The following is a 21927-nucleotide window of genomic DNA, read 5'->3' on the forward strand; positions in this document are numbered from 1 at the left end:
CCTTACTTACATTTGAGCTTAGGGATTGATCGGAGGTAAATCATCCTGTTTATTTTTTTTATTACGTTTTCGCCTACGATAATTTGCGATACTCACCCATAACTCATTCCCATGCCATTTAACTTGATTGCCAGGGCTGTAAATCGCTTGAGATAGTAGAGTAAGTTGCTTTTTAAAACGCGGGTCGCGTATTTGTTTGCTAATATCATTTAAATCAATAAACTCTTTATCAGGCCAGTGTAAAGAGGCCCAGTGCAGCAAAGCTTCTCGCGCTTTGGCAGGATTATTATTAATACAGGCTTCATGCAGTCGTTTAATCGCTAACCTCTTTTTATTGCCTGCTACTATTTTTGGCCTAAACCACCAAATCATTAAGGTCAAAATCCATGCGACAGCGAAAGTAACGGCTAAAAACCATGCTAACGGACTCGATTTTTCCGTGATGATAATTTCTTTCGATTTATTGGCTGCATCTATTTGTAGAGGAGCTTTATCATCGGGTGTCATTCTACTGGCTGCGTCCAAAGGCGTGGATGTTGACTTGTCAGAGCTTTTCACTTCAAGGGTACGCGGGGATAATTTTGCAATCTCCATGTTACCGGTTGTTGTGTTTAGCCAGCTAATACTTAATTCCGGAATCGTAATTTGTCCAGGTTTATTCAGAAGGTAAGTGACTTTAATTTCAGCTTTGCCAACGAGCTCATGATCACGAATGGCATTACGAAGGTCAGGTTTCTCAGGGTAAACGTTATAATCAGGTTGATCTTCAAACTCCAAAGGAGGCAACAATTGTGCTGGAAGCGCTACCGCTTCTACTGTAATGTACCGGGTTAACGTGTCACCCACTTTTGCAAAATGACTAGGGTTGTCATAGGTTTCTGATAACGACACATTCTTAGCCGGAAGCCAATGCTTTCCCTTAAAGTCATTAGGGATAGATTTAACCATTAACTGGGAGGTCTTGGGTGGAATATTAATTTGTCGTGGGATTGCTTCATAAGCCAATGCGTGAAAAGCAGGCCCTGTGATCGTTAACTCACCGCTTTTTTGCGGAAAAATCGCATAGCGCTGCTCTTCAACGATATAATTTCGTCCATTCTCTAAGCTTTGATAGCGATCTGCGTCACCCAATGGGATCAATAACGCATTCTCTACTTTAGGTGGTTGATATTGGGCATCCAATAAACGCCCGCTGTTAAATAATTTTACCGAGTACACCACTTGCTCACTAATAAAAGGGCGTTTTTTACTGAGTTCTGTTTTTATCAAGACTTCATCTTGACTGTCTGCTGGTTGAGCATCTTGAGGTTGTGGGGTAATAGGCTGGCCACTGACTTCGACCGTGAACGCTTTCGTTTGGTGATTCCCAACGTTTAATGGAGGAATAGTTAAATTTCCTGTCGTTTTAGGCATTAAAAGAACAATAAATTGACTAATGGACTTAGCCTGGCCATTCATTACGGTATAATTCATAGCGCGCTCTGTTCCCACAATGCGAAAATCTTTTTGTAAGGGCGTAAGATTTGGCAGTGCAGTCTGCTTATCATCGGATGTGATGATAAGGTGAAATGTTTCGCCATACTGAATTTTATCGGGTTTAACCTGAGCGGTAATTTCGGCTACCGCTGTGTTTAACCAGAGGTATACAAAAATAAATAAAACAGCCTGTTTTAACAGCGTCGTGTTCTTATTCATTCTCTGACTATTCGAAGCTTGGCTGTTGAATCTAACAGGTTGATAAGATTGGTGGATCCCGCGGTCAAGCCGCGGGAAGTCGGCAAAGGAAGGGCTTTTATCTTTTAACAACGCTGTGTTCTTATCTTTCTTTTCCTGACCGTTCGAAGCTTGGCTAGTGAACCTAACTGGTTGATAAGATTGATGGATCCCGCGGTCAAGCCGCGGGAAGTCGGCAAAGGAAGGGCTTTTATCTTTTAACAACGCTGTGTTCTTATCTTTCTTTTCCTGACCGTTCGAAGCTTGGCTAGTGAACCTAACTGGTTGAAGAGATTGATGGATCCTGCACTCAAGCCGCGAGAAGTCGGCAAAGGAGGAGCCATTATTGTTTAGGTGTGCTGTTTTTTGAAATTGATACTCATTCATTAATACCATCCTCGCTGCCTTCTTAAGTGATCACGAAGAAACTTCTCCCGCATTAATCCACCGGGATCATCAGGTACTAAGCGCAATAATTGTTCTTTAGCATGTTCTTGTTCTTCTTCAGTTTGTGAACCAGTTGCTGGCTGCTTACCCGATGCATCTGCAGGTTGCTGTTCTTGTTTATTGGATTGAAGTTTCTGATCGCTGGCGTTGTTTTGATCCTGTTTGTCCTGATCCTGTTTGTCCTGATCTTGTTTGCCTTGATCTTGCTTACCTTGATCTTGCTTACCTTGATCCTGCTTGCCTTGATCTTGCTTGCCTTGATCCTGCTTACCTTGATCTTGCTTGCCTTGATCTTGCTTGCCTTGATCTTGCTTGCCTTGATCCTGCTTACCTTGATCTTGCTTGCCTTGATCTTGCTTGCCTTGATCCTGCTTGCCTTGATCCTGCTTGCCTTGATCCTGCTTGCCTTGATCTTGCTTGCCTTGATGCGATTGGTTTGGTTGTTTTTGTTCTTTTTCCTGCCGTTCTTTATCCTTTTTTAAAAGATCCGCTATTACTTTACGGTTATGGAGCGCGTCTTGATGATCAGGTTCCATGGTTAAAGCTTTATCGTAAGCAGCTAGGGCCGCTTCATAATTTCCCATATGAGCCAATGCGTTGCCCTGATTATAATAACCCTGAACATCTTGCTGCGAAGCATACCATTTAGCAGCTTGTTCATAATGACCCGCGCGATAAGCCGCGGCAGCTCGCCAATCCGTTCGTGCAAATGTTTCTTCGGCTTTTTTGTATTTCCCTTGCTTCATTAAGTTTTGTCCTTGCTGGTTTGGAGTCACCCATAGGTCCGCCCAAGACCAAGCTATCACATGCGGTGACCATATCAAAAGCAGCAGCAAAACGATACGGTGAGCGGTATTGTTCATGTGGTAAGCCTCTGCAACCATCCACGTCGAAATGCGGGTAATAATAGAATTAAAGCCGGAATTAAAAACCATCGGCCTTGATCTTTCCAAACCGGAATATCATTCTTTAAATTGGCAGTATATTGTTGGTGATCACGTGTTGATTTAAGCCAAAACTCAATATCACTAGACGTATTGGAAAAAGAAATCACTTCCCCTTCACCTGCATGTGCAAATCGTTTAAACATCGGATTGGTTGAAGTGGTCGTGATAGGCAAAATAGAAGTATGTATCCCATCTGCTGCGAGCAATTTTGCTTCATCTATTGCTGCTGAAGAAGGAGGTGAACCCGTAAGAACGAGTAACTCACCGCTATGATAACCCGCTTGAGTAATTAATTGCGCTGCTTGTGATAGCGCTGTTTCTAGCTTTTGACCAGGGACTGGCATAATATCGGCCGTTAACGATGATAGAAGTGCATCAATCGTTTCTGCATCATCCGTTAAGGGTGAAACAATAAAAGGTTCACTGGTATAGACGACTAAACCAAACTGTCCCGCATCCTTATATTTAAACAAATCATGCAGCTTAAACTTAGCTCGCGTTAATCTATCTGGGTTCAGATCGTTTTCTAACATGGCGTGAGACATATCCAAAACAATAACTCTTGGCAATCGATGTTTAAAGGTTGGTACAGGATATCGAGACCAGGTTGGACCCGCTAACGCGACTATCATAAGTAATACACTGGTAAATAAGATCCATAGTGATGCAATACGCTTACTCTTTTGTTTCGTTTTCATCAAATAATGAAGAAGATGACTATCGCAAACATCACTCCATGCCAGTAAACCTTGTTTATTGCGCAAAATCATTCTAATCAGGATGAATAAAGGGATTATAGCGAGCAACCAGTATGGTCTTAGAAAATGAAATTCTGCCATTAAGATAATGCCTCCTGGTTCCTTTGAACCATTCGTCTAGGCAAAACACCAGCTTCATAAGCCAACCAGTAAAAAAATAAAACGAGGGCTAAACTTAACGGCCAGTAATAATAGTCGTGTTGCGGTCGAATCGTCTCTTCATCCTGCGATACACGTTCTAGACGATTAATGGTGTCATAAATGTTTTGTAATGATTGCATATCCGTTGCACGAAAATAGCGCCCCCCTGTAATGTCAGCTACCTTTTGTAAGGTCTCTTCATCAAGATCTGCCGCTGCATTCATATTAAAAAATAAGCTGTTGATGGCACGGGGGTCCGCCTCCGAGCCCAAACCAATGGTATACACTTTAATATCATCGGTTCGAGCTAATTCAGCGGCTTTTATAGGCGTGAGCACACCAGAGTTATTTGCGCCATCGGTTAACAATATAATGATTCGTCCTTCTTTGGGGACATTCTGAAGATGTTTAACCGCTAATCCTAATGCATCACCAATGGAGGTAGTTTTACCCGCTAATCCAACGGTGGCGTCTTCAATTCTTGTTAATAAATTTTCTCGATCATAGGTTAAGGGTGTTTGAAGATAAGCTCGACTGCCAAATAAAATGAGCCCCATTTTATCCGCTTTTCGTTCAGCAACAAATTGCTCTGCTGTGTGCTTAACAACAGACAATCGGCTTACCGGCCGGCCACGTACCAACATATCTGTTAATTCCATGCTACCTGATAAGTCTAGAGCCAGCATAATATTATACCCTTCTCGAGCAATAGGTTCTGGCTCACCTACCCACCGTGGGCCTGCAAGTGCAAGTAATAATAAACACCAGATAAAAAATAAAAGAGCTATACCCTTACGACGCGCTAAACCATGTTTTTCTGTTTCCACGATGCTTGCCACGGCATGATAAAAAGGAACTTTCAATGCAGCAGGCAAATGAAGTGGCGCTCGTGACATAAAAAACCAAATAAACCATGGCAGAGGCAAAGCGAGCAATACCCAAGGGAGGGCTAATTCAAACATGGTTTTCTCCGTTGCTTAATCCAATCCTTTGCATAACGGAATAAAAGATCAAGGCGCTTGCGTTCGTTGTCCCGTTCATAAGGGAGCTCAAGCAACTCGTATCGAACTTGTTTAAAATCAATGCGTTGCCCCGTGTCATTTAGAAATTCAAGCCACTGTTCGCCTTTTAGACCAGCCACCTGTTCGCGAGGAAAATAAACCAATGCAACTCGTTTTAACAACTCCGAAATTCTTGCGCTTGCCTGCTTACTATTATGATTGGTTTTATACTCTACATGATATTCATTCAGTAAACGTAAAGCTTGACGTTTGGAGCGTGCGTGGAGATAACGACGATACAAAATCCAAATACAACAAGCCATTCCCAAAACGAAAACCAAAAAAAGCATATACCAACCAGGAGCTAAAGGCCACCAGCCCACGGGCACTGGTAAATGGATGTCGCGAAGCTGGGCTAATTCCTGGGGAACCGAGTTAGCCATGCGTCGATCTCCTCGGATACGTGGTTCTAACAAGATAGGGTAAATCCATCTCGCTCGTTACTTGCACATACTGGATCTGGTTTCGCTTCATCAATGCTTGTAGCTCGGTAATGCGACGCTCGCAATACGTTTGATAGGCAGTCGTTACTGCCTGTTGCGTCGTATCCAATAAAATTTCCTCACGACCATTCGTAATGGCATATTGATGAGGTTTTGGAGGGGAGAGCTCTAAGGGATCACAAACATGATAAGCCAACATATCATTATGTGCTCTAAGTCGGCTCAAGTGTTGTTCAGTCTCTTCATCAACCAGATAAAAGTCACTGATTAAAACAAGAATACTCCCCGGCCTTGCCACGCGCCGAAGCCGCACTAAAGCCTGATTCAATAGGCTATGTTGCAAAGCGTTGCGATCAATAGCATGCGGAGCCTCTTTTGTGTAAGCGGATAAGGAGGCTAAAAAGGGCAACACACCCGCCTCTCGACCACGTGGGATAAACTCACTATGGGACTTATCTGAAAACAATAAGCCGCCAAGCCTGTCGCCTTGATTAACAGCTGTCCAAGCAAGGATCGCCGCCAATCGTGCTGCAACTGCGGATTTAAATGCCACCCGCGTACCAAAGTACATAGAGGGACTAAAATCGGCTAATATAATAGCGGGACGTTCGCGCTCTTCCTGAAACAATTTCACATGGGGTCGTCCGGTTCGAGCCGTTACGCGCCACTCCATGTGTCTGACTTCATCTCCTGCTTGATAATTACGAACCTCAGCAAAATCCATGCCTCGACCACGCAGTTTGGATAAGTGATTACCTGATCGCACGGCGCGTCGCTCAGGGGTATAATTTGCAGAATAAGCATAGCGCCTTAATGCGATTAGCTCAGTCAGTTCTGTAACCACTCCATCACTCATGCGGCTTCCTTAAGGCAAGGCCACCAAACGTAACAATTCATCTAGGAAATCATCGCTGCTAACCCCTTCTGCTTCCGCTTCAAAGGTTAAGAGAATTCGATGACGTAATACATCATGGGCGATGACATGAATATCTTCGGGAATAACGTAATCTCTTCCCGCAAGCCATGCATGTGCTTTAGCGCAGCGATCGAGCGCGATGGTTGCGCGTGGGCTTGCGCCATATCGTAACCAACGTTGGAGTTGACCGCTGTATGCTTTAGGATTTCGGGTCGCAACCACCAATTGAACGATGTAATTTTCCAAAGGCTCACTAGTATGAACACGAAGAACTTGTTTACGCGCTTCAAATAACTTACTTTGCGCTAAAGGTTTCACCTGTTGTTTACTGACATTTGAAGAATTAGAAAACACCGACTCAAGTGCTTCTTTTCTTGCCAAAGTAAGAATATCGTGTTCAACTTTAGCGTCTGGATAACTAATTTTTACATACATTAAAAAACGATCTAATTGCGCTTCTGGAAGCGGGTAGGTCCCTTCCTGCTCAATGGGATTTTGCGTAGCCATTACAAGGAATAGTTCAGGCAAGGGATAGGTTTTTCCACCAATAGTCACTTGGCGCTCGGCCATGGCTTCAAGCAAAGCAGATTGAACTTTTGCCGGAGCACGGTTAATTTCATCAGCCAGGACTAAATTATGAAAAATAGGACCTGGTTGAAAAATAAAAGACCCATCATCTGGGCGATAGACATCGGTTCCTGTTAAATCACCCGGTAATAAATCTGGCGTGAATTGAATGCGATGAAACTGGCCCTCAATTCCTTCAGATAGCTCCTTAACCGCGCGAGTCTTAGCTAACCCCGGAGCCCCTTCCACCAACAAATGTCCGTCGGCTAATAAAGCAATTAACAATCGCGATACCAAATCGCTTTGACCGAGAATTCGAGAATTTAAAAACGAGCTAAGTTGCAGTACTTGCTGCTGAATGACATGTTCAGCAGAAACGTCGACTTGTTCCATGTAATCAACCTGTTGCAAAAAATAGTATCCTAACGTGAAATACAAGAGCTGCCAATAGTTTCGAACACATCGACTTACTTTAACCCCGACGTGAGCATACAAGCATCTAATAGCATTTAATAAAATTAAAATGTCTACGTTCCTCGCTTTATGCGCTGTCTCTTGATCATATCTTAAGCCTACGCCACACGGCTTGACCGGGTGACCCAGTTTTTTAGCACAGTGCTTATGGATTCTCTGTCAAGCCAGATAACCTAGAAGACTAGAGCTGGATTAGATTTTCAGAGATGTAAGATTAAGCTTTATGCGAGGAATCCCGTTCCGAATTTCAAGCTCGACTAGATGCCCCTGCATAAAGCAGGACAAGTAGGCAAAAAAAAGCGTGTAATGTTCAAAAATTAAATGCGTTTGCTATGCCCCGACGTCAATGGAAGTGTCTTTTAAAATAATCCATGGTTGCCGTATTTAGATCATCGCTATATATCCCCTCTCTTACCGCAGAAAGTTTAGGACACAAGTAAATGATATTGCTGGTATTGTACTGGAATCCTAGAGGAATCGTTGCGCAATAAGGAAATACCCTATGAATCGTATTGTAAACCTTTCGTGAGTAGGCATCCATGAACAAAGGATTGGCAATAACATTGACCAATAACAAACCATTTTGCTTTAAATGATCGGATAGCGACTGAAAATACTCTCTGGTAAGCAATGCTGAGGGAATGGTCGCTTGATGACTGTAAACATCAGATAAAATCACATCATAACGCGTGGAATTTTCCTGTAAAAACTGCCGCGCATCCTGGCCTATAAATTGACCATTAATGGATTCTTTTAAAAAATATTCTTCCGCTATTGATTTAATGGCAGGATCAATATCGATATAAGTAACTCGGTTATCATGAGTGCCTGCTGCAGTTAAAGTAAATCCTCCTGCACCAATGACTAAAATGTCTTTTTGTTTCATATTGAGCTGTTGAAAAAGAATATCTCGAATAAATTCAACATAGGCGAATGCTTTCTTATCTGGAGTTAACATGGAACTGCTGGATTGGTTAATTTGCAAAACTCTTTTGAAATCCGCCGTTTCAATCACTTGATAATTCCCATAATTATTGGTCATCTTAAATTGCTGCGTTTCTACGTTCACATTGAGCATTAAAATAAAAAGCATTATCACAAACAAAAGCAAGATATGTAATAACGAATGTTCACTCAGAGGGCGAATATAAACCACCAGCACGAACAACAACAGACAATTGATGACTACCGTCCAAGCCACACCAAGATATTGAAACAGCAGTAAAGAGGTGAGCAAGGCACCAAGAAACGAACCCACCGTACTCAAAAATAATGCACGACCACTGATATGACTCACTCGCTGGCTCTGGCTAAATAAGTTCGTAGTCAGTGGTACAGTCTGCCCCAACCAGTAAACAATAGGGGCTAAGGCCACTAATAAATAACCAAACAAACTCATGAGGAAAGGTAGCGTTAAGACAATCGCACTGACGTAATAATATAAAGCAATGAAGGTGTAACTGAGACCAAGGCCAATCCAAATCATGCTTAGCGTAAAATTACGGCTAAGTACTTTAAAAAAGTCACGCTTGTAACTTCCTCCTCGCCAATACCCTAATGCTAAAAAGAGAAGAAAGACCCCGATGATAATGCTTGTTATTAATACACTGCCACCATAAAAAGGCAATAATTGTCGAATGGTTAACACTTCAACAGAAATTGTGATAAACCCTTCGAGTAATAAAATGATGAGCAATAAATGTATCATGAAACATTCCTAAAAAAGACACGACTTTATGAAGTAAGCGCTTCATTTTAAAAATGCCTTTTGAATGGATAAATCTCGCAAAGTAGGTCAACTCATGAAGAAAAGTCAATAGATTTGTTGTTTTTTCAAAAAATTTGTAGCAGGATGAAATGTGGTTATAAATTAGGGAGTCGCTATGAGAAATGGATGTATAACTGTTTTAGCCTTATCCGTATCTGTTAATGCAATAGCTGCATCGCAACAAATGATATGGGGAACTTCAAACCAGGCCTTGCCGCAATTAAAACAACACTCACCGTTTACGAAGCATGGCTTTTTAAAAACAATGGATAATCCTAAGGATGCTGATTATCAATTAGAGCTGATTGAGCCTTCTAAAGCCGACCAAAAACACGTACGTTATCAAATAACATATAAAAATCTACCTGTTTGGGGACATCAGATTGTTTTTCATAAAAACGATGCAAGCTCAAATCCCAAAGTGACCGGAATTAATGTTTCTGGAATTGAAAAAGATGTGACCAGTACTACCGCTCGTCTATCTCCAAGTGAGGCTGAAAAAGAAATACTGGCTAAAATTAAAGAACCCATTAAATTTAAAAACCTTGAAAAAGTGATTTTTATTGATAAAAAAGAAAAAGCGCATCTAGCTTATCATTTATCCTTTTTCGTCAATACTGATAAAGATCCAATCAGCGCACCAAACTACCTTGTTGATGCCAATAATGGCGAGATTCTACAAGAATGGAATGAAGTCCGAAAAGAGAAAATTGGTCAAGGGCTAGGGGGAAATTCATTAAGCTTACCCTACCGCTCAGGTATGTTTCAGCATGGCGATGCCCTACCAAACCTACCTGCGCTAGGCAAGTTTGACGTTCAACTGATTAACGGCAAATGTTACGTTCAAAACGATAATATTCGAGTGATTAACTTGGAGAACTACCCCTTAGGGTATGATGCGTTTCCAATTAGTACCTTTGCTGAGGCAGCAGCGAATATTGAGGCGTTTTCATATCCCTGTTCCCCACAAAGTCAATTCATTAATTATTCAGATGGCTCAACAGGACCTATCAATTTTTCGTTTTCTCCGGTGAACGATACGATGTATTTCGCACAGAAAACTCTCGATATGTACGATGAAATGTATGGTGTAGAGCATGCGATTGGAACAGAAGATCTTCCCTTAAGAGCGTATACTCATTTAGGGTATATGGATAATGCATTTGCTATTCCAACTATCAAAATGAAAGGGTTTGTTCTAGCACATCAACAGATCGTCATTGGAAATGGTTCAGAGTTTTTAACAGCGCCTACACAATCCGTTATTGCGCATGAGCTGTCCCATAACTTCACAGAGCTTAACTCAGGCTTATATTATGAAGGTCAATCTGGCGCAATTAATGAGGCCTTTTCTGACATGGCGGCGATTGCTATGCAAGATTACATCAGCCTAGAATACCCATGGTACTGGGATGGTAAAGACTGGGCTTTGGGACGCGAAGCTGTTTTAGATGGAAGTCCTATTCGTTATATGGATGATCCTACCCAAGATGGTTATTCAATTGGACACGCGAAAGATTATACCGACGATTTGGATGTGCACTTAGCCAGTGGCGTCTTTAATAAGGCCTTTTACTTATTATCGACCAAACCGGGTTGGTCCGTTCCTATGGCGTTCCAAGTGATGGTTGATGCGAATCAAAACTACTGGTCGCCCATTGCCTATTTTGACTTTGCTGCGTGTGGTGTGATTCAAGCAGCGATGGATCGCGGATGGAACGCAGAAGATGTCATGACGGCTTTTGCTGAAGTCGGCGTCAACTGCCCAATGTATAAGTCAAGATATCCCGTTCCACAACCAGAGGATGAAGAGCAACAACACGTTGATCAACAACAAGACGATCAACAACAAGACGATCAAAGCGATACACAAAATGACTTTAATCAAACCGATGATCTCTCAATGAGTGTTTAAATCCATCCGGTTTTATATGTGCACCTACGGCGTGATTGCTAATTTTGCTTCACGCCGACTGATTAAACAAATTCTTAGCGATTAAGGGGACTTTTATCATGAAAAAAGCGATTGCAATCTTAACCTTGCTTTTTAGTTATGCAACCTATGCAGAAACACTCACAAGCCTTTCAAAAGAGGAAGTGATCCATGTTTTTCAAGGAAATACGATCAAGAGTGTACCATTAGCCAATTTAGATAGTCAGCTCGTTCCTATTTCATTTTCGAGTTATTTTGATAAAACCGGTCAAATCATAGGAAAATTTAATAAAAAACCCTTAGGCAATGAACCTCAAAAAGATACTGGCACCTGGAAAGTAAAAGATAATGGCGTTCTATGCATAACCTGGAAACGATGGTTTAGCGGCAAAGAGGTTTGTGCTTTAACATATCCATTAGGAAATGGATATTTATTCGTTAACCCAGATAACAATAACTTTGAAAGCGTTATTCATAAAGACATTAAATCTGGCAATCAGATTGAGGAGTAACCCGTTTTCAAAAGGCCAGCGATCGCTTATAATTTCCTCTTTTTGACCAAGCCATTTACTTCTTGTTCGGGTTTTTATGAAGCGATCTGTGGGTGTTATTGTGTTGGCTTTAAATTTTGTCGAATGGCTGGAATTTAGTCTTTATCTTTATTTAGCCAAATCGGTATTTGCCACCACCTTTTTCCCACCATCTAATCAAAGTTTAGTGCTAACTTTTGCCTTATTTGCTGCGGCTTATCTTGCTAGGCCTATAGGAGGGTGGTTATTTGGCCGCAAGGCAGACTTAACTGGCCGTCGTAATCCAATGATGCATACCGCAGGATTAATGGGTATTGCAACCCTCGGTATTTGTCTTTTGCCGGATTATTCTCACATCGGGATATTAGCCGCGTGTTTACTATTAGTGTTTCGTATCGCTCAAGGGCTGGCCTTAGGCGGCGAAATTAATACTTCTGCCATCTTTCTCATTGAACATAACCCCAATAATCCCCTTTTAGCCGGCAGTCTGGTAGCCGCCTTTGGCGCACTTGGAATGTTTGTAGGAGGAGCAATCGCCGCGGTAATTCAATATTGCTCCGTTTCTTGGGTTTGGCGTGTCATATTTGCAGTCGTTGGTCTCGCTTCCTTATTGATTTCTCGTTTGCGCAAGCGGTTACAAGAGTCCCCTGAGTTCAATCATAAAAAAGATCTTTCTCGTAAAGAATTATGGCAACATCATGGTAGAGGCATGCTTCACATTGCGGCCGTCGGTGCTTTTGTAAGTGTGATGGTTTATATGTGTAATATTTTCTGGTTAACCTATGCCAGCGATCAAAAACTTTGGAGTAGCATAACTTGTGCCTGGATTGCCTCTCTAGCCCAGTTGGGTTCTGCCTTACTAGCCATACCCATTGCCCGATTTAGCTCCAAAAACCATGCACCCCAGTTACTGAAGCTTAGTATGTTTACGATTAGCATAACCGCACCGGTTCTATTTTATTGCACTTCTCAAGGTTTTCATTTAGGAGTATTTCTGGCACTTTGCGGCTATATGCTGGGTAACGGACTACTCTGTTCGTCTTTGTATTATTTTTTATACCAACAATTACCTATGCAATACCGTTGTCGTGGTGTATCTACTATTTGGGCATTCGCTGCTAGTCTCGGGGCTATGGCACTGCCACTAGCACAACAAACCGTTAGCGGCGCAGCTGGATATTGGATCCCCGCGCTTATCGTCAGTATTATTGCCTGCATTGCTTTCATCATCCTCCATGAGCCAAATGGTGGCAGAGAGACTACAATAAAAGAGATACCAGCCGGATAATTCAATATGCTCACAGATCATTTTAAAACATTCCCTCAGTATGTTATTCCCAAACATTCGTTAACGACTTTGGCGGGGTTACTAGCCAACGTCAAAACACCGGCCATTAAAAATCATTTAATTAAAACGTTTATTCGACGATACAACATTAATATGCAGGAATCGTTAGTAGAAAATCCCGAACACTATGAGACGTTTAATGATTTTTTTATTCGTCATTTAAAACCTGAATGTCGACCCGTTTCAAATGCTCATGTGGTTTCTCCAGTAGATGGGTACGTCAGTGAAATCGGCCAGATTAAAACGGGCAAACTGGTGCAAGCCAAAGGTAGAAACTATTCTATTGAAAAGCTGCTTGCTTCTGAGCAATCCATTTGCCATCAGTTTTCTGAAGGGAAATTTGCAACCTTATACTTATCTCCAAAAGATTATCACCGGGTTCATATGCCCATGAAAGCAACGCTTAAGGAGATGACTTATGTCCCAGGCAAGCTATTTTCCGTACAACCATCCACCACGCGTGTTATTCGCAATTTATTTGCTCAAAATGAACGGTTGGTGGTCTTATTCGATACCGATCTAGGACCTATGGCTATGGTCTTGGTCGGAGCAACCATCGTAGGTGGGATTGGAACGGCTTGGCATGGTGATATTAAACGATGCAAAAAGCAAACTCGATTTATTTATCCTGCCAGCAACTACAGTCATACTGAGCTTGATAAATCCCAAGAAATGGGATATTTCAAACTAGGCTCGACCGTCATTTTACTTTTTTCAAATCATTGCCCGATTGAATGGGAAACAACCCTTCATAATGGCTCCAGGATTCAATTAGGCGAGCCCTTGGCCAGGGTGAAATAATTTAGGTTAAAAGAAGTTAACAGATTGTTCGTGCATATGCTAGATTTAAAATAACGTGAGTTCGAGAGGAGCAACATGTGACTGAATACATCTATAAGGGATTTAAAATTTCATACAAAATCATGGCAACGGGCCAAGAAGAATACAAAGCCGACGGTACTGCAACTTATCTGTTAAAGAAAGACAAAAAGTTTATTCCTGTTAAATTTCATACCGAGCTCGATACATACGATAGAGCAGAGTATGAAATCAAATCATTGCTGGAACAATATGTTGATTTTGAATTAAAACATTACTACGAAACGGAAAAATAAATTTGGAGAACCTATTGAAAAATGGTACCGAGAAGAGGACTCGAACCTCCACGGGGTTGCCCCCACTAGCACCTGAAGCTAGCGTGTCTACCAATTCCACCACCTCGGCAAGCAATGGTCGCTAAATTACTCAAGTTTCGAATAGCTGTCAATTAGAATTTCAAATAGGCTCCAAAAATCATTATCTTTGGCTGTATAGCGTCACCCATTAAGTTTTAGACAAGGCGTAGGTGATTGAGGCGAAGGAGTGTATAAACAATACATGACTGAAGCCGAAAGAACCTACAACGCAGTATAAAGCTTAAACGCAGTATAAAGCTTAGTGGGTGGCGCTATAGATGATTTGTGCCAGTAAGCTCTTTAGAATTCTAGGTTCCTATACCTATCAATACATTATAGAATGAAATTTATTTTGTAAGGCTTTTTTCAATGGCATTACTAAACATCATCGAGCGCTTAATCGACTCTTGGTTCGCTTTTATGCCACAGCCTAAGCCAAGTTCTGCTTCTATCCTAAATACGAGACTAATTGCTCATCGAGGAGCACATGCGCACCATACCAATATCATTGAAAATACTTTGCCCGCGTTTCAAAGAGCTCAGGATTTAGGATGTTGGGGTATCGAGCTGGATGTACATTCTACAAAGGATCAGATGTTCGTTGTAAATCATGATCCAGACTTAAAACGATTATGGAACCGAACCATGACCATTTCACAATGCCATTTCGAAACATTGCGTCAAGAAGTACCCGAAATTCCGACGTTAAATGAGGTCGTTAAACGCTTCGGCGGGCAAATGCATTTATTCATTGAGCTAAAGTCCGCTATACGTAACGAATCCATATTGGCAGACATATTAAGTCACTTGACTCCTAGTGAGGACTATCATTTGATTTCACTCCAAGATAGATTTTTTGAACACTTTTCACGCTTTCCTAACCATTCGCTTTTATTGGTTCCAGAGCATAATAACGTCAAGCGCTTTGTAAACCTCTCGTTGAGCAAAGAGTATGGTGGGGTGTTAGGCCATTATTTACTTTTAAGAAATAAATACATCAAGAAACTACGGCAAGCGCAACAAATCGCAGGCGTTGGTTTTATTGACTCAAAATATAGCCTTTATCGCGAAATGAATCGCGATTTACATTATATTTTTACTAACCAAGCTGAAAAAATGAGCCGATACTTACAAGACTTGCAGGATGAGCATAAATGAAACACGCTTCTTCAAAATTGAAGAAGCGTGTTTCACAAACCGCTTGTTAGGAAGGATAAATCATTTCTTCAGGTTTAACGTATTCATCAAATTGTTCGGCAGTCAAAAATCCGAGTTTCACAGCCGCTTCTTTTAAGGAAGTGTTTTCTTTATAGGCGGTTTTGGCAATTTTTGCTGCTTTATCATATCCAATATGTTGATTCAAGGCGGTAACTAGCATGAGGGAATGATGCAAATAATCTGAAATTTGCTTTTTGTTAGCTTCCAAGCCTTTGACACAAAACTCTAAAAAGGAATGACAGGTATCGCTTAAAATATTTAATGAATGCATGACATTAAAAATAATAACCGGTTTAAATACATTGAGCTCAAAGTTCCCTTGGCTATCAGCGATAGACACAGTGGTGTCATTACCAATAACCTGAACGCAAACCATGGTCATTGCCTCTGATTGTGTTGGATTGACTTTGCCGGGCATGATGGAAGAACCGGGTTCATTTTCAGGTAAATGCAATTCGCCGATACCGCAACGAGGGCCAGATCCTAGCCAGCGAATATCATTGGCAATCTTCATTAACGCACAGGCCAAGGTTTTCATAGCGGAATGCGCCATAACCAAAGGCTCATGAGACGCCAAAGCCGCGAATTTATTCGGCGCAGAAACAAACGGCAAGTTTGTGATTTTGGCAATATGTGCGGCTGCTTTTTTAGCAAATTCGGGATGCGTATTTAAACCCGTACCAACCGCCGTTCCCCCCAAGGCCAGCTCATAAAGCTCAGGCAAAACCTGTTCAAATCGTTGAAGACACGCGTCCAATTGCGAAACATAACCAGAAAATTCCTGACCTAACGTTAAAGGAACCGCATCTTGTAGGTGTGTTCGACCAATTTTAACGATATCGTTGAATGCTTCTTGTTTTTCTTTTAATCCGTCACGCAAAGCACGTACGGCAGGAATTAATTTATTATGAAAGCCAAGTGCCGCTGCAATATGCATGGCGGTTGGGAACGTGTCATTAGATGATTGAGACATATTCACATGGTCATTAGGATGAATCGGTGATTTACTTCCTAACGTACCTTCTGCCATTTCAATAGCACGATTTGAAATCACTTCGTTGGCATTCATATTTGACTGCGTGCCGCTTCCTGTCTGCCATACATGCAGTGGGAAATGCTCATCTAATTTGCCTTCACTAACTTCTTTGGCCGCCGCAACGATTAAATCAGCCTTATCTTTCGGTAATTTACCTAATTCCAAATTGGTTAATGCCGCTGCTCTTTTTAAGATCCCAAAAGCGTGTGTGACTTCACGAGGAATAATATCTTGACCGATATTAAAATGGTGCAATGAACGCTCAGTTTGAGCTCCCCAATATTTATCCGCCGATACGGCGATTTCACCCATACTGTCGGTTTCAATTCGAGTGTTGGTCATAATTTTTTGCTCTATTTAATTAAAAAATTCCAGTTATTCTAACACAATTCTTGCATTACTTTGACAACGATCGTAACGATGGGGTATAAGATCTGATCCAGATTTCTATGTAAAATCGTTGTGAAAATCAATCGAATTTATCAACCAGGTACCTACCAGCCAGGGGATACCGTTGACTTATCGCCCAGTGCGGGACAACACGTCAGTGTGGTGTTGCGGATGAAACCAGGCGAGCATTTAACTCTATTCCGAGGAAATAATTACGAATACCATGCGGTTATTGTTTCTGCCCAAAAAAGACAAGTCACAGTTCAAATCCAATCACATCAGAAAATGGATCGTGAATCTTTTCGAATGATTCATCTCGCTCAATCCATTTCAAAAGGTGAACGGATGGAGTGGGTGATTCAAAAGGCGGTGGAGTTAGGGGTAAGCACGATTACACCTCTTATTTCAGAGCGTACCGTAGTGCGCGTAGATGAAAACCGTCTATCTAAGAAATTAGCGCAATGGCAAGCCATTGCGATTGCCGCTTGCGAACAATGTGGACGAAATTCATTGCCAACCCTTCATCCTATTACCGTGTTTCAGGATTACATCCAACAAACTGAAGCCGAACTTAAATTGTTGTTGGACCCAGAAAGCGAAAAAACCTGGCGCGATTTTGATTTTGAGGTTAAAGATATTACTCTTCTAATTGGACCAGAAGGGGGCTTTAGTCAAAATGAAATTGATTTAGCTCGCGCTCATCAATTTCAAGGTCTAAAACTTGGACCTCGCATTTTAAGAACAGAAACTGCTGCAATTAGTGCATTAAGTATGTTGCAAGCTGTCAGTGGTGATCTATAATGTCCACTAGAATAATTAAAAGGGGTTTTACTCATGAGCGAACACATTAAAACCGTTACAGATGGTAGCTTTGAAGAAGATGTCTTAAAATCTGGCAAACCTGTGTTGGTGGATTTTTGGGCCGAATGGTGTGGTCCTTGCCGCGCTCTTGGACCTATTTTGGAAGAAGTGGCTGCAAACAATAGCGATAAGGTGAGCTTCGCCAAAATTAATATTGATGAAAATCCTCAAGCTCCATCAAAATATGGTGTAATGAGCATACCAACATTAATTCTATTTAAAAATGGCCAAGTTGAAGCCGTTAAAATGGGATTGCTTTCCAAGTCTCAATTAAGTGCGTTTGTCGAAAGCAATATCTGATTGAGCCAGATTTCCTTTGCTCCTCAATAATACATGCTGCGGCTTGACCGCAGCGTCTCTTAATTTCTTTTAAACTTCTTTACAAAACATGACATTCTCGCCTTGTTCCAGCCAAAATACCTGTTTAAACTATCCTTCAACTAGCCGATACACCCTATGTAACCTTCTTTTTGCGATCGAATTTATATGATTTTCCTTGTATGTCAGCAAGTTATCTCAACTTCCTTCCGTGCCAAATGCCACAGGGTTGCCACCTTCGCTGGCATGTCCGGTTTTTTTGTCATGTAAAGAGCTTTTGAGGAGAGAAAATATAGATTTGACAAGCAAGCTATGATAAGCTAGAAATAACTTAGGTATGTTGCAGTTTTGCAAAATGCCTTAGGCAGCGGTATTCCTAGCTGTCCTTCCCGTAAAAAACTATCCTGGAAACCCATTTCATTTAACCAACACATCAAGTGAGAAGTATGAATTTTAGTGAACTTAAGCAGTTGCCTATCGCTGAGCTCGTCAATATTGCTCAAGAGTTAGGCGTAGAAAACACCTCCCGCATGCGTAAGCAAGACATCATTTTCGCTATTCTTAAAGCCCACGCGCTTAAAGGCGAAGATATTCATGGCGATGGTGTGGTCGAAGTGTTATCGGATGGCTTCGGCTTCCTGCGCTCTTCAGACGGCTCTTATCTTGCAGGCCCCGATGATATTTATGTCTCTCCGAGTCAAATCCGCCGATTTGGTCTTCGTACAGGCGATACAGTGTCCGGTAAAATTCGACCCCCTAAAGATAATGAGCGCTATTTTGCTTTATTAAAAGTTGACCAAATTAATTTTGAAGCACCCGATAGCGCAAAACGTAAAATTCTCTTTGAAAACTTGACGCCTTTATTCGCAACAGAACGCTTAGTGATGGAACAAGGCAATGGCAGCACAGAAGATTTAACCGCACGCGTGGTTGATTTAGCGGCTCCATTTGGCCGTGGCCAGCGTGGATTAATTGTTTCTCCGCCCAAAGCAGGTAAAACATTAATGCTGCAAAATATTGCTCATTCGATTGAGAAAAATTACCCCGATTGTTACTTGATTGTTTTGTTGATTGATGAGCGCCCTGAAGAAGTGACTGAAATGCAACGCTCAGTAAAAGGCGAAGTCGTTGCAAGCACCTTTGATGAGCCCGCTAATCGCCACGTTCAAGTTGCCGAAATGGTCATTGAAAAGGCAAAACGCCTCGTTGAGCACAAACGCGATGTAGTGATTCTTCTTGACTCGATTACCCGTTTAGCCAGAGCTTACAACACCGTCGTTCCTGCTTCAGGTAAGGTATTAACTGGAGGGGTAGATGCCAACGCCTTACAACGTCCGAAACGCTTATATGGTGCGGCTCGTAATATAGAAGAAGGCGGAAGCTTAACGATTATTGCAACCGCTCTGGTCGATACTGGCTCCAAAATGGATGAAGTTATTTACGAAGAGTTCAAAGGAACGGGTAACATGGAAATCCACTTAAGCCGCAGCATTGCTGAGCGACGAGTATTCCCTGCCATTAACATTAATCGCTCCGGAACCCGTCGTGAAGATCTGTTGTTAAGTCCTGAAGAACTTCATCGTACATGGATTTTACGCAAAATCCTACAATCAATGGATGAATGCGATGCGATTGAATTCTTGCTTGAGCGCATGAAAAATCATAAAACTAATGCTGAATTCTTTGAGGCCATGAAACGACAGGAATGACCTCTGCATGAACTATGGAGATCTGCGCGATTTCATATCGCAATTGGAACGCCAAAATCTATTAAAACGCATTGACTATCCCGTATCGCCTAAGCTTGAAATGACAGCCGTAAGCGATCGCGTTTTAAAATCTGGTGGACCAGCCTTATTGTTTACCAATCCTAAAAACTACGACGTTCCCGTGCTAACCAATTTATTCGGCACGGTTGAACGCGTGGCTTTAGGAATGGGTGAATCCAATATGAATGCTCTACGCGACGTTGGAACATTACTGGCGGCGCTTAAAGAGCCTGAGCCTCCAAAAGGCTTTAAAGATGCCTTTAATAAGCTTCCTCTGTTAAAGCAAGCGCTCAATATGGCGCCTAAATACGTGAGTAAAGCCAAGTGCCAAACTCACGTACTTGAGAAAGAAGAAGTCGATTTAAGCCAACTTCCCATTCAAACCTGTTGGCCAGAAGATGCGGCTCCCCTCATTACCTGGGGGCTCGTGACCACCAAGGGGCCTCTACAAACGCGACAAAACATGGGCATTTATCGCCAACAAGTGATTGGAAAAAATAAATTGATCATGCGTTGGCTATCTCACCGTGGTGGTGCATTGGATTATCAAGCTTGGCAAAAAGCTTATCCTGGCGAACGATTTCCTATTGCCGTGACCCTTGGTGCTGATCCTGCAACCATTCTTGCTGCCGTCACCCCGGTTCCGGATACTTTATCAGAATACGCCTTTGCTGGATTATTACGCGGCCAGCGTACTCAGCTAGTGCAATGTTTGGGTAGTGATTTGCATGTACCAGCCAGCGCTGAGATCATTCTCGAAGGATATCTCGAGCCTGGTGAAGAAGCACCTGAGGGCCCATTTGGTGATCATACGGGATATTACAATGAGGTCCAATCTTTCCCAGTGTTTACCGTTGAACGCATCACCCATCGAGATGATCCTATTTATCACAGCACATATACGGGTCGCCCACCAGATGAGCCGGCTATTCTTGGCTTAGCGTTAAATGAAGTATTTGTCCCGCTGTTGCAAAAACAATTTCCTGAAATTGTTGATTTTTATCTTCCGCCTGAAGGATGTTCTTATCGTCTTGCGGTAGTCACCATAAAAAAACAATACCCTGGGCATGCGAAACGAATCATGATGGCAGTGTGGTCTTTCTTAAGGCAATTTATGTATACCAAATTCGTCATTGTCTGTGATGACGATATTAATGCCCGTAATTGGCAGGATGTCATTTGGGCTATGACGACCCGCATGGATCCCCTTCGTGATACCGTCATGATGGACAACACGCCCATTGATTACTTAGATTTTGCCTCGCCAATTTCTGGACTAGGTTCAAAGATGGGAATGGATGCGACCAGTAAATGGCCTGGTGAAACCACACGAGAATGGGGCAAACCCATTGTGATGGATTCGGATATCTTAGAGCGTGTGGAAGCGTATTGGCCTGAGTTAGGAATTGAGCCATGAAAACAACCTCGGCAAAAATCGAGCGGATCACCCCCCTAACCAATAGTATATTGCAGTTGATTTTAAAACCTGAACAATACATCGATTATATAGCCGGCCAGTACTTACAAATCCAATTACAGAAGGAAGTATTTAGTTACTCCATAGCGAATGCGCCTTTAGGCTCCCATACTTATGAACTGCATATTCGTCATAGTCAGGATAATCCCTATAGCCAATCTCTACTCGCTGAAATCAAGGCGAAAGGATCCTTACAATTAACTGTCCCCATGGGAAATTGTCATATTCGTAACTTGGATTTTGAAAAGCCTATTTTATTTCTCGCAGCAGGCACTGGATTTGCCCCCATTAAAGCCATGATAGAACATCTTTTGGCGCAAGGATCCAAGCTACCATTTGAATTATTCTGGGGCGCTCGGTCACAAAGTGATTTGTATATGGATGAACGTGTCCACCACTGGCAAACACATGTTCCTCAATTTCAATATTTTTCTCATATAACGTCCACCAGCAAAGAAACATTAGCTTCACTAGCCTACAAACGCCATAAACATGATATTCATGATTGGCAAATTGTGATCGCAGGCCCCTTTGATATGGTTTATAGTACACGTGATTTCTTAATGAACCATCAGATCAATCGAGAAATCATGTTTTCTGATGCGTTTGATTTTGAAAAAGATTAGGGCTTGTTTAG

The 21927-nt window shown here is 42.0% G+C and carries 20 protein-coding genes and 1 tRNA gene; 11 read left to right on the top strand and 10 right to left on the bottom strand.

Annotated features, from left to right (window positions below):
- Positions 1-18 precede the first annotated feature (18 nt).
- The 8 genes from E1O41_RS06855 to E1O41_RS06890 all read right to left on the bottom strand — a co-directional run bounded on the left by E1O41_RS06855 (position 19) and on the right by E1O41_RS06890 (position 9175).
- A complete protein-coding gene (locus tag E1O41_RS06855) occupies positions 19-2100 on the bottom strand; it encodes a BatD family protein (protein WP_165481141.1) in 2082 nt (693 codons plus the stop codon).
- Positions 2100-3023 (bottom strand): tetratricopeptide repeat protein, encoded by a 924-nt coding sequence (locus E1O41_RS06860; RefSeq protein WP_131776578.1) that lies wholly within the window; start codon positions 3021-3023, stop codon positions 2100-2102. Before E1O41_RS06860 ends, E1O41_RS06855 begins: the two co-directional genes overlap by 1 nt.
- Positions 3020-3946 carry a vWA domain-containing protein gene (locus E1O41_RS06865; RefSeq protein ID WP_131776579.1) on the bottom strand — a complete coding sequence of 309 codons (927 nt, stop codon included), beginning with the start codon at positions 3944-3946 and terminating at the stop codon, positions 3020-3022. The genes E1O41_RS06860 and E1O41_RS06865 overlap by 4 nt, the downstream gene beginning before the upstream one ends.
- On the bottom strand, positions 3946-4968 hold the full coding sequence (locus tag E1O41_RS06870; protein ID WP_131776580.1) for a VWA domain-containing protein: 1023 nt from the start codon (positions 4966-4968) through the stop codon (positions 3946-3948). Before E1O41_RS06870 ends, E1O41_RS06865 begins: the two co-directional genes overlap by 1 nt.
- On the bottom strand, positions 4956-5450 hold the full coding sequence (locus E1O41_RS06875; protein WP_131776581.1) for a DUF4381 domain-containing protein: 495 nt from the start codon (positions 5448-5450) through the stop codon (positions 4956-4958). Before E1O41_RS06875 ends, E1O41_RS06870 begins: the two co-directional genes overlap by 13 nt.
- Positions 5443-6366 (bottom strand): DUF58 domain-containing protein, encoded by a 924-nt coding sequence (locus E1O41_RS06880; protein WP_131776582.1) that lies wholly within the window; start codon positions 6364-6366, stop codon positions 5443-5445. Before E1O41_RS06880 ends, E1O41_RS06875 begins: the two co-directional genes overlap by 8 nt.
- A 9-nt stretch (positions 6367-6375) precedes the next feature.
- Entirely contained in the window at positions 6376-7386 is a 1011-nt protein-coding gene (locus E1O41_RS06885) for an AAA family ATPase (RefSeq protein ID WP_131776583.1), read from the bottom strand.
- Positions 7387-7810: 424 nt separating this feature from the next.
- Positions 7811-9175: a fused MFS/spermidine synthase gene (locus E1O41_RS06890; protein WP_131776584.1), complete on the bottom strand. Its 1365-nt coding sequence runs from the start codon at positions 9173-9175 to the stop codon at positions 7811-7813.
- A gap of 175 nt (positions 9176-9350) precedes the next feature.
- Here E1O41_RS06890 and E1O41_RS06895 point away from each other — a divergent pair, with 175 nt between their 5' ends.
- The 5 genes from E1O41_RS06895 (at position 9351) to E1O41_RS06915 (ending at position 14161) form a co-directional block, all read left to right on the top strand.
- Positions 9351-11150, top strand: a complete 1800-nt coding sequence (locus E1O41_RS06895) for a M4 family metallopeptidase (protein ID WP_131776585.1) — start codon at positions 9351-9353, stop codon at positions 11148-11150.
- Positions 11151-11248: 98 nt separating this feature from the next.
- Positions 11249-11680 carry a hypothetical protein gene (locus E1O41_RS06900; RefSeq protein ID WP_131776586.1) on the top strand — a complete coding sequence of 144 codons (432 nt, stop codon included), beginning with the start codon at positions 11249-11251 and terminating at the stop codon, positions 11678-11680.
- A 76-nt stretch (positions 11681-11756) separates the two neighbouring features.
- The gene (locus E1O41_RS06905; RefSeq protein WP_131776587.1) at positions 11757-12986 is read left to right on the top strand and encodes an MFS transporter; all 1230 of its coding nucleotides are present in this window, start codon (positions 11757-11759) and stop codon (positions 12984-12986) included.
- A gap of 6 nt (positions 12987-12992) precedes the next feature.
- Positions 12993-13847, top strand: coding sequence for an archaetidylserine decarboxylase (asd, locus tag E1O41_RS06910; RefSeq protein WP_131776588.1), 855 nt, complete (start codon positions 12993-12995; stop codon positions 13845-13847).
- A gap of 77 nt (positions 13848-13924) precedes the next feature.
- Positions 13925-14161, top strand: a complete 237-nt coding sequence (locus tag E1O41_RS06915) for a hypothetical protein (protein ID WP_131776589.1) — start codon at positions 13925-13927, stop codon at positions 14159-14161.
- Between the two features lie 22 nt (positions 14162-14183).
- On the opposite strand, the gene E1O41_RS06920 is transcribed toward E1O41_RS06915, so the two are convergent.
- A tRNA-Leu gene (locus E1O41_RS06920) sits at positions 14184-14270 on the bottom strand.
- Between the two features lie 320 nt (positions 14271-14590).
- Between E1O41_RS06920 and E1O41_RS06925 the strand changes: the two genes are divergently transcribed.
- Positions 14591-15379 (top strand): glycerophosphodiester phosphodiesterase, encoded by a 789-nt coding sequence (locus E1O41_RS06925; RefSeq protein ID WP_131776590.1) that lies wholly within the window; start codon positions 14591-14593, stop codon positions 15377-15379.
- A 46-nt stretch (positions 15380-15425) separates the two neighbouring features.
- Here E1O41_RS06925 and fumC read toward each other — a convergent pair whose 3' ends face one another.
- Positions 15426-16817 (bottom strand): class II fumarate hydratase, encoded by a 1392-nt coding sequence (gene fumC / locus E1O41_RS06930; protein ID WP_131776591.1) that lies wholly within the window; start codon positions 16815-16817, stop codon positions 15426-15428.
- Between the two features lie 120 nt (positions 16818-16937).
- Between fumC and E1O41_RS06935 the strand changes: the two genes are divergently transcribed.
- The 5 genes from E1O41_RS06935 (at position 16938) to E1O41_RS06955 (ending at position 21916) form a co-directional block, all read left to right on the top strand.
- Positions 16938-17666, top strand: a complete 729-nt coding sequence (locus tag E1O41_RS06935; protein ID WP_131776592.1) for a 16S rRNA (uracil(1498)-N(3))-methyltransferase — start codon at positions 16938-16940, stop codon at positions 17664-17666.
- 33 nt (positions 17667-17699) lie between these two features.
- Positions 17700-18026: a thioredoxin gene (trxA, locus tag E1O41_RS06940; RefSeq protein WP_131776593.1), complete on the top strand. Its 327-nt coding sequence runs from the start codon at positions 17700-17702 to the stop codon at positions 18024-18026.
- 464 nt (positions 18027-18490) lie between these two features.
- Complete coding sequence (gene rho, locus E1O41_RS06945; protein WP_131776594.1) at positions 18491-19753, top strand: transcription termination factor Rho; 1263 nt, start codon at positions 18491-18493, stop codon at positions 19751-19753.
- Positions 19754-19760: 7 nt separating this feature from the next.
- Entirely contained in the window at positions 19761-21230 is a 1470-nt protein-coding gene (ubiD, locus tag E1O41_RS06950) for a 4-hydroxy-3-polyprenylbenzoate decarboxylase (RefSeq protein WP_131776595.1), read from the top strand.
- On the top strand, positions 21227-21916 hold the full coding sequence (locus tag E1O41_RS06955; RefSeq protein WP_131776596.1) for an FAD-binding oxidoreductase: 690 nt from the start codon (positions 21227-21229) through the stop codon (positions 21914-21916). Before ubiD ends, E1O41_RS06955 begins: the two co-directional genes overlap by 4 nt.
- Positions 21917-21927 lie beyond the last annotated feature (11 nt).

It is taken from the genome of Legionella impletisoli (assembly GCF_900639875.1).
Classification (GTDB): Bacteria; Pseudomonadota; Gammaproteobacteria; order Legionellales; family Legionellaceae; genus Legionella_A; species Legionella_A impletisoli.

What these genes read in the sequence shown, in the direction of transcription:
- E1O41_RS06875 (WP_131776581.1), bottom strand. Translation starts at nt 5,450, where the DNA reads ATGGCTAACTCGGTTCCCCAGGAATTAGCCCAGCTTCGCGACATCCAT.
- trxA (WP_131776593.1), top strand. Translation starts at nt 17,700, where the DNA reads ATGAGCGAACACATTAAAACCGTTACAGATGGTAGCTTTGAAGAAGAT.
- E1O41_RS06890 (WP_131776584.1), bottom strand. Translation starts at nt 9,175, where the DNA reads ATGATACATTTATTGCTCATCATTTTATTACTCGAAGGGTTTATCACA.
- E1O41_RS06860 (WP_131776578.1), bottom strand. Translation starts at nt 3,023, where the DNA reads ATGAACAATACCGCTCACCGTATCGTTTTGCTGCTGCTTTTGATATGG.
- ubiD (WP_131776595.1), top strand. Translation starts at nt 19,761, where the DNA reads ATGAACTATGGAGATCTGCGCGATTTCATATCGCAATTGGAACGCCAA.
- E1O41_RS06905 (WP_131776587.1), top strand. Translation starts at nt 11,757, where the DNA reads ATGAAGCGATCTGTGGGTGTTATTGTGTTGGCTTTAAATTTTGTCGAA.
- rho (WP_131776594.1), top strand. Translation starts at nt 18,491, where the DNA reads ATGAATTTTAGTGAACTTAAGCAGTTGCCTATCGCTGAGCTCGTCAAT.
- E1O41_RS06925 (WP_131776590.1), top strand. Translation starts at nt 14,591, where the DNA reads ATGGCATTACTAAACATCATCGAGCGCTTAATCGACTCTTGGTTCGCT.
- asd (WP_131776588.1), top strand. Translation starts at nt 12,993, where the DNA reads ATGCTCACAGATCATTTTAAAACATTCCCTCAGTATGTTATTCCCAAA.
- E1O41_RS06880 (WP_131776582.1), bottom strand. Translation starts at nt 6,366, where the DNA reads ATGAGTGATGGAGTGGTTACAGAACTGACTGAGCTAATCGCATTAAGG.
- E1O41_RS06855 (WP_165481141.1), bottom strand. Translation starts at nt 2,100, where the DNA reads ATGAATGAGTATCAATTTCAAAAAACAGCACACCTAAACAATAATGGC.
- E1O41_RS06865 (WP_131776579.1), bottom strand. Translation starts at nt 3,946, where the DNA reads ATGGCAGAATTTCATTTTCTAAGACCATACTGGTTGCTCGCTATAATC.
- fumC (WP_131776591.1), bottom strand. Translation starts at nt 16,817, where the DNA reads ATGACCAACACTCGAATTGAAACCGACAGTATGGGTGAAATCGCCGTA.
- E1O41_RS06900 (WP_131776586.1), top strand. Translation starts at nt 11,249, where the DNA reads ATGAAAAAAGCGATTGCAATCTTAACCTTGCTTTTTAGTTATGCAACC.
- E1O41_RS06955 (WP_131776596.1), top strand. Translation starts at nt 21,227, where the DNA reads ATGAAAACAACCTCGGCAAAAATCGAGCGGATCACCCCCCTAACCAAT.
- E1O41_RS06895 (WP_131776585.1), top strand. Translation starts at nt 9,351, where the DNA reads ATGAGAAATGGATGTATAACTGTTTTAGCCTTATCCGTATCTGTTAAT.
- E1O41_RS06870 (WP_131776580.1), bottom strand. Translation starts at nt 4,968, where the DNA reads ATGTTTGAATTAGCCCTCCCTTGGGTATTGCTCGCTTTGCCTCTGCCA.
- E1O41_RS06885 (WP_131776583.1), bottom strand. Translation starts at nt 7,386, where the DNA reads ATGGAACAAGTCGACGTTTCTGCTGAACATGTCATTCAGCAGCAAGTA.